Raw genomic sequence first — 6684 nt, 5'->3', positions numbered from 1 at the left:
GGACGGCGGGGGCGGGCGAGCCCAGGACGGAGCTGCGTTCGCGCAGGTCCATGCGGGCGTGCAGGCCCGCGAGGAAGCCCGGCAGCCACCAGTTGGCGGCGCCCATGAACCGCATGGTGGCCGGGACCAGCAGGGAGCGGACGAGCAGGGCGTCCACGACGACCGCGACGAACATGCCGACGCCGATGAGCTTGACGACGGTGATGCCCGCCGTGCTGAACGCGCCGATGACGACGAGGAAGAGCAGGGCGGCGCTGGTGATGATGCTGCCGGTGTGCTGCATGCCGCGGGCGACCGCGGCGCGGTTGTCGTGGGTGAGGTCCCATTCCTCGCGGATGCGGCTGAGGAGGAAGACCTCGTAGTCCATGGAGAGGCCGAACACGACCGCGAGGATGAGGATCATGCTGGTGGCCTCGACGCCGCCGGTGGGGGTGAAGTCGAGGATCCCGGCGAGGTGGCCGTACTGGAAGCCCCACACGATCGCGCCGAACGAGGCGCCGATCGACAGGACGTTCATCGCGATGGCCTTCAGCGGCAGGACGATCGAGCCGAAGAACATGAACAGCAGGACGAACGTGGCGAGGCCCACGACGAGCGCCATCTTCGGCAGGGACTCCATCAGGCTGGACATCAGGTCCATCTGCGCGGCCGTGCTGCCACCGACGTCGATGTGCATCGGGTAGCCGTCCTTGGCCAGGTGCATACCGCGGATCTCTGTGACGAGGTCCTGGGCGCCCTGCTCCATCGGCTCGTACTTGTGCGTGACGGAGATGCGCACACCGCCGTACGTGCCGGAGTAGCCGGTGAACTGCGCCTCCGACACACCGGGGAGCGACCCCAGCTTCTGCCTGAACTCTTCCAGGTAGGGAGGGATGGGGTCGTTGCCGCTGGGCGTCCAGTCACGCGGGATGAGGTCGCCGGAGACGACGACGTCGATGGGCTCGGCGGACCCGTTGGGGAAGTTCTCCTTGATGGTCTCCACCACGGCGCGGGTGGGACTGTCCTTGGGGAGGACGCGGGCGTCCACGCTGCCGAACTGGACGTTGAGGAACGGCACGAACATCACGCCCAGGATGACGATGACGATCGTGAAGTACGGCAGCGGATGCTTCATCACGCTCTGGCCGAGGCGGTACCAGAAGCCGCTGTGGGGGTCTCGCTGCGCGCGCTTGGCCGTGGGCCGCCGCCACGGCATCCGGCCGAATTCGACACGCGGGCCCAGGAGCGCCAGGAGGGTCGGCAGCAGGACGGTGGCGCCGAACACCGCGACCATGACGGTGGCGATGCCCGCAAGCCCGATCGTCCGGAGGAACATCTGCGGGAAGAGCAGGAGGCCCGCGAGGGCGGCCGAGACGGTGATGCCGCTGACCACGATGGTGCGGCCCGCGGTGGCCATGGTGGCGGACAGGGCGCTCTGCCTGACGGGACGCAGGGCCGCTGTGTACTCCTTCTTCGAGGCCTTGCGCGACTTCCGGTCGCGTTCCTGTTTCCAGGGTTTGCCTGGCGCGATCCCCTGCGCGGCCATGCCGCGGCCCAGTTCCTCACGGAAACGGCTGATGATGAACAGCGAGTAGTCGATCGCCAGACCGACACCCATCATCGTGACGACTTCCAAGGCGAAGGACGTCACGTCCGTGGTGTAGGTGACCAGGTGCAGGACGGCCAGTCCGCCGACCATCGAGAACAGGGCCACGATGAGCGGCAGGAACGAGGCGGTCAGGGCCCCGAACAGGATGACGAGGAGGATGAGCAGGGGCAGCGCGGTCATCATCTCCGCGCGGATGATGTCGTTGACGACCTGCTTACCGAACTCCTCGCCGAGGGGGACGCTGCCGCCGAACTCGACGGTGAGCCCTGGCGCCTCCAAGCGCTCCTTGATGGCGTGGTAGTTCTCGATCTGGGCGGCGCCGTCGTCGCCCTTCAGTTTCACCGCGACGAACGTGGAACGGCGGTCGCGGGAGGCGAACGTCTCGGCGGCCTTACCGTCGAACGACCAGTAAGAGATGATCTCTTCGACGTTGGCCTTGGGGAGGCGCGCGACGGTGGTGACCACGCTCGCCTGGTAGCGCGGGTCGTCCACCGTCATGGTGTCGCTGGTGTAGAGGACGAGGACGTCGGGGTTGGTGCTGCCGAAGTAGGTGGCGCCGAGCTTTGCGACGAGCGTCGAGGATGCGTCGGGGTCCTCGAAGCCGCCCTCCTTGAACTTGGCGAACACGCCGAGGCCCCAGACGCCCGCGATGCACGTCATGATCAGGATGAGCGCAAGGCTGGTCCAGCGTCGCCGGTGGATGAGACGCCCCAGCCCCGAAAGCATGATCCTCCTGTGTCGTCACGGCCGCGCGGGGCCGCGTCGCCCCGGCGGCCCGTCGCTCGCCCTGGACCGCCGACCGTCGACCGTCGACGTCGCCGCCGATCGTCCGTCCAGAACGGCACGTTCGTCCAGGATGGTACGTGCGCCCATCCCGGACGGGTGCGCCCTTCGCGCCCTTTGGCGCCTACTTACGAGACGCCAGACGAGCCTCTGTCGTTGGCAGCTCGCCGTCAAGGTAGCGCTGACGCGTGGCCGCACGAGCGATCTTTCCGCTCGACGTACGGGACACGCCACCCGGTTCGATCAACACGAACTCGTGGACGCTCATCTCGTGCTCGATGTTGATGGCGCCCCTTACCGCCGACTCCACCTCGTGGAGGTCCAGCCGTCCGAGCGGGACGCGGCGGTTGCGCTCGGCGACGACCACCAGTCGCTCGGTCTCCTCCCCAGGCAGCGCGAACGCGGCGACGTGATCGGGGCGGATCGCCGGGTGCCCCTCCTGTGCGGTGACCTCGATGTCCTGCGGGTAGTGGTTGCGGCCGTCCACGATGATGAGGTCCTTGATGCGGCCTGTGACGTACAGCTCGCCCTCGTGGACGACGCCATAGTCACCGGTCTTCATCCAAGGCCCGGACGGCAGGTCCCCCGGCTCGGACAGTTCGCCGCCGAACGTGTCCTGGCTGCGTTCGGAGTTGCGCCAGTAGCCGGGGGCGGTGTTGGGGCCGTGCACCCAGATCTCGCCGACCTTGCCGTCCGGCTGCTCGACGCGGGCGTCCGGGTCGACGATCGCCACGATCTGCCCGTAGGGCCGCCCGCACGACACCAGGGCGCTGGCCCGCTCGGAGTCCTCCCCGCAGAGCCGCAGCTCGCCCTTGGTGAGCGCCTCCCTGTCCACGGAGATGACCTTCGGCGGCGCGTCCTCGGCCGCCGCGGAGACGAACACGGTCGCCTCCGCCAGCCCGTACCCGGGCGCCTGCACGCCCGGACGCAGGCCGGCGGGCGCGAACGCGTCCGCGAACATCGTCAGCGTGGACGTGCGGATCGGCTCCGCGCCGTTCAGGCACGTCGTCAGCCCGGACAGGTCCAGCTGAGCGATCTTCTCCGGCGTCGCCTGCGACGCGACGTACTCGTAGGCGAAGTTGGGTCCCGCGGTGTAGACGTTCTTGCTCGGACGCTCCGCGATGAGTTCGAGCCACCGCATCGGGTTCATGATGAACGAGACGGGGTCGGTGTAGATGGCGTGGTCGCCGCGCACCAAGGGCAGTGCCATGGTGGCGATGAGGCCCATGTCGTGGAACAGGGGCAGCCAGCTCACCAGCTCTGGGTTGGGCTTGTCCGGCGCCCATCCGGCCCAGAGCTGAGCGGCGTTCGCCGTCACGTTCCCGTGGGTGATCTCCACTCCGGCCGGACGGCGCGTAGAGCCGGACGTGTACTGCAGGTAGGCGAGGTCGTCGAACGCGATCGGCTCGTCCTCCCACCGGTCCGCGAGGGAGAGGTCGATCTCGTCCGCGAAGACGATCTCCTTCGGGTTCGGGACGTCGTGGTCGGCGAGGAACTTCTCCACGTGCGGCAGCGCGTTCCGCGTCGTGACGATGACCGCGGGCTCCGCGTCGGCGTAGGCGCCGATCAGCCGGTCGGCGTGGCCGGGCAGGTCGGGCGAGAACAGCGGTACCGCGATGACGTGCGCGTGCATGGCGCCGAGCATGGTCATCATGTATTCGAGGGTCTGCGGCAGCAGCAGCGCGGCCCGCTCGCCCGGTCCGGTGACCTGGCGGAGCGTCACGGCCATGGCCCGTGCGTGCCGTTCCGTCTCGGCCCAGGTCAACGTGACATGGGCGCCGGACGGGTCGGTCGAGTAGTCGACGAAGGTGTAGGCCGGGGCGTCCGGCTTCTCCTTCGCCCACCTCGCGACCCGCTCGATCAGCGGGGTGCGGCCGGAACCTCCGGGCAGGAGGTCGGGAAGCAGCGAGCCCAATGCCATTGATCAATCTCCCGAGGGGACGAGCCGGGCGGGGCCGAGGGGGGATGCTACGGCCGGTCTGCTGCGCCGGCCGGACGACCGTGTCCGGCACCCCGGCGACCGGCGATGATCGTCAAGCTACCCGATGGTAGTCAGTGCGCGATATTAGCCCGCGGTCACATTCGCCAAAGCGGGGTTTGTCACCGCCGTGACAAGAGGAAAACACCTCTAACAGGGCGGCATCCGCCCGGTCACCGACCGTGCCCGCGGCCTAAAGGTCGCCGGAGAAGAGCTGCTGCATGATGCCCCTGCGGTGGCGTCCCTGGTACGTCGTCTCCGGGTTGACGTCGTCCGGAAGGGCGGCGAGGTAGCGGCTCTCGGCGTCGATCAGCTGTTCGAGTTCTCCGCGATCAAGAAAGACGCCCCTGCATCCCGGACATTCCTCGATCACGACCCCGTTGCGTTCATGTGTGCCGAGCACGGATTCGCACTTCGGGCAGCGCAGCGTCGCGTCTGACATACCGGATCCCCTGTCCGTCACGACCGCGTTTACTGGTCAGGCGGTTAGCCTACTGACAGAGCCCCCTAATTGGGATGGTACGGGGACAAACGTCCACGGATTCGGTTGCCCTGATCCGGCGAGGCCCCGTTCGGCTCGTCCGCGGGCCGCGGGAGAGACGATCATGTCAGCGCGCCCTCGGGGTCCGCGGCCGCGGCGCGGTACAGCGTGATCCGCCGCCGCCACAGCCCGACGCAGGCGATGCCCCACAGCAGGCCGATCTCGGCCACGAGCGCGATGCCGACGACGATCGCCCAGTCCGTCTCCTCCTGCTCGCTCATCGCGCTCGGAGACATCAGCGTCATCCGGCCCTTGCCGCCCCCCGCCGGTCCGGCCTGCTCAGGGGCGGTCAGGGGCGGCGGCAGGGAGACGTCGCCCGGTCCCGGCGCGGACGGCGCGGGGACGGACGGTGCGCCCGTCGGCAGCTCGGGCAGGAACGGCTCCGCCGCGCCCGGCGCTTCGGGCCCGGTCCCCGGTCCCGCCCCACCGGCACCGCCGGGCGGCAGCGGCAACGCGGCGCAGTCCTCACCGGGCCGGCATCCGTCACCGCCGAAGGACGTCTCGGGGCCCGCACTCGCCGTCCCGTGCCCATCGGGCTCATCGGCCGTCCTGGGTTTCACCCCGCCGCCGGGCGACGGCTTGCCGGTGGCCGCACCGCTCCCGCCAGGCCGCTTTCCCGGCTTCGCCGCACCAGCCCCGGACTGCCCACCGGCCTTCGGGCTCTCACCCGGTTTCGGCTTCCCGCTCACCTTCGGGTGGCCACCAGCCTTCGGGTGGCTACCAGCCTTCGGGGTCCCGCCGGCCTTCGGGCTCCCGCCCGACTTCGGCTGCCCACCGGCCTTCGGGGCACCACCGGTTTTCGGATTTCCACCGGTCTTCGGATTCCCACTGGCCTTCGGGTGTCCGCCAGACTTCGGGCTCTCACCAGCCTTCGGCTTGCCGCTCACCTTCGGGTCCCCACTCACCTTCGGGTTTCCACCGGCCTTCGGGTTTCCACCGGCCTTCGGGGTCCCGCCGGCCTTCGGGCTCTCGACCGGCTTCGGGTGTCCGCCAGACTTCGGGCTCTCGCTGGTCGTCGGCTCCCCGTTCGCCTTCGGCTCTCCGCTCGCCTTCGGCTTTCCGCTCGTCTTCGGCTTTCCGCCGCTGGGCATCCCTGCGTGGCACGGCCGACCGCCCTCACACGTCTCGCCGCCCCCACCGGTGGCTGGCTCAGAGCCGGACGCGCCGCCACCGGGCTTGCCCGAGTGGTCGGCCGGGCTCGGCTTGGGGCCGCTGGGTGTGCCCGCGTCGCAGGGGCGCAGGCCCGCGTCCTCCCGGCAGGGCTCGTCGTCCTTGCTCGGGCCAGGAGCGCCGGGCCGGTCGATCACCGCGCGGGTCGAGCGGCTGCCGGTGTTCGCGGCGTCCGCGACGGCGAAGACGCTCAGCGGCAGCCTGGGCAGCCCCGACTCCGTCCCCGACCCCGTCCCGCGCGGCACCTGGACGGTGGCCGTCCGTTCGACCACCTCCGTACCGACGTCGCCCAACGCGCATCGCAACTCGTCCGAAGCGGCCTTGACGCAGGCCGACGAGAAGTTCGTCCAGGACAGCGGCCGCTCGGCGGTCAGGCGCAGCGTCGCGTCCTTGGCGATGCCGCCCTGGGCGTGCACGCGGATCGTGTACGTCAGCGCAGGGCCCTTGCCCGTGGTGGTGTGTCCGGTCGCCGCCATGTCCATCAGCAACCGGACGCCGGACGAGCGCTCACCGAGTCCCGCGGCGGCGGTCGGGCCGGCGAGCAGCAGCGACGGTACGGCCAGTGCGATCGCAGCCCAGAGTGTCCTTCGGCCCCCCGTATGCAACCCGATCCCCTCTCGCGTT

4 protein-coding genes are annotated in these 6684 nt (G+C 69.8%); all 4 read right to left on the bottom strand.

What is annotated here, in order from left to right; translation table 11 throughout:
- Window positions 1–2314: MMPL family transporter (locus E1289_RS04430; RefSeq protein WP_131975511.1), on the bottom strand; the 2314-nt coding region annotated here is incomplete at its 3' end.
- Window positions 2315–2495: 181 nt separating this feature from the next.
- Complete coding sequence (locus E1289_RS04425) at window positions 2496–4292, bottom strand: fatty acyl-AMP ligase (RefSeq protein ID WP_131975509.1); 1797 nt, start codon at window positions 4290–4292, stop codon at window positions 2496–2498.
- A 250-nt stretch (window positions 4293–4542) separates the two neighbouring features.
- Window positions 4543–4791 carry a zf-TFIIB domain-containing protein gene (locus E1289_RS04420; protein ID WP_131975507.1) on the bottom strand — a complete coding sequence of 83 codons (249 nt, stop codon included), beginning with the start codon at window positions 4789–4791 and terminating at the stop codon, window positions 4543–4545.
- Window positions 4792–4952: 161 nt separating this feature from the next.
- Window positions 4953–6665 carry a hypothetical protein gene (locus tag E1289_RS04415; RefSeq protein ID WP_131975505.1) on the bottom strand — a complete coding sequence of 571 codons (1713 nt, stop codon included), beginning with the start codon at window positions 6663–6665 and terminating at the stop codon, window positions 4953–4955.
- Window positions 6666–6684 lie beyond the last annotated feature (19 nt).

Source organism: Actinomadura sp. 6K520 (assembly GCF_004349245.1).
In the GTDB taxonomy this organism is placed as follows: domain Bacteria; phylum Actinomycetota; class Actinomycetes; order Streptosporangiales; family Streptosporangiaceae; genus Spirillospora.
This window is presented reverse-complemented; position numbering and strand designations above follow the sequence as displayed.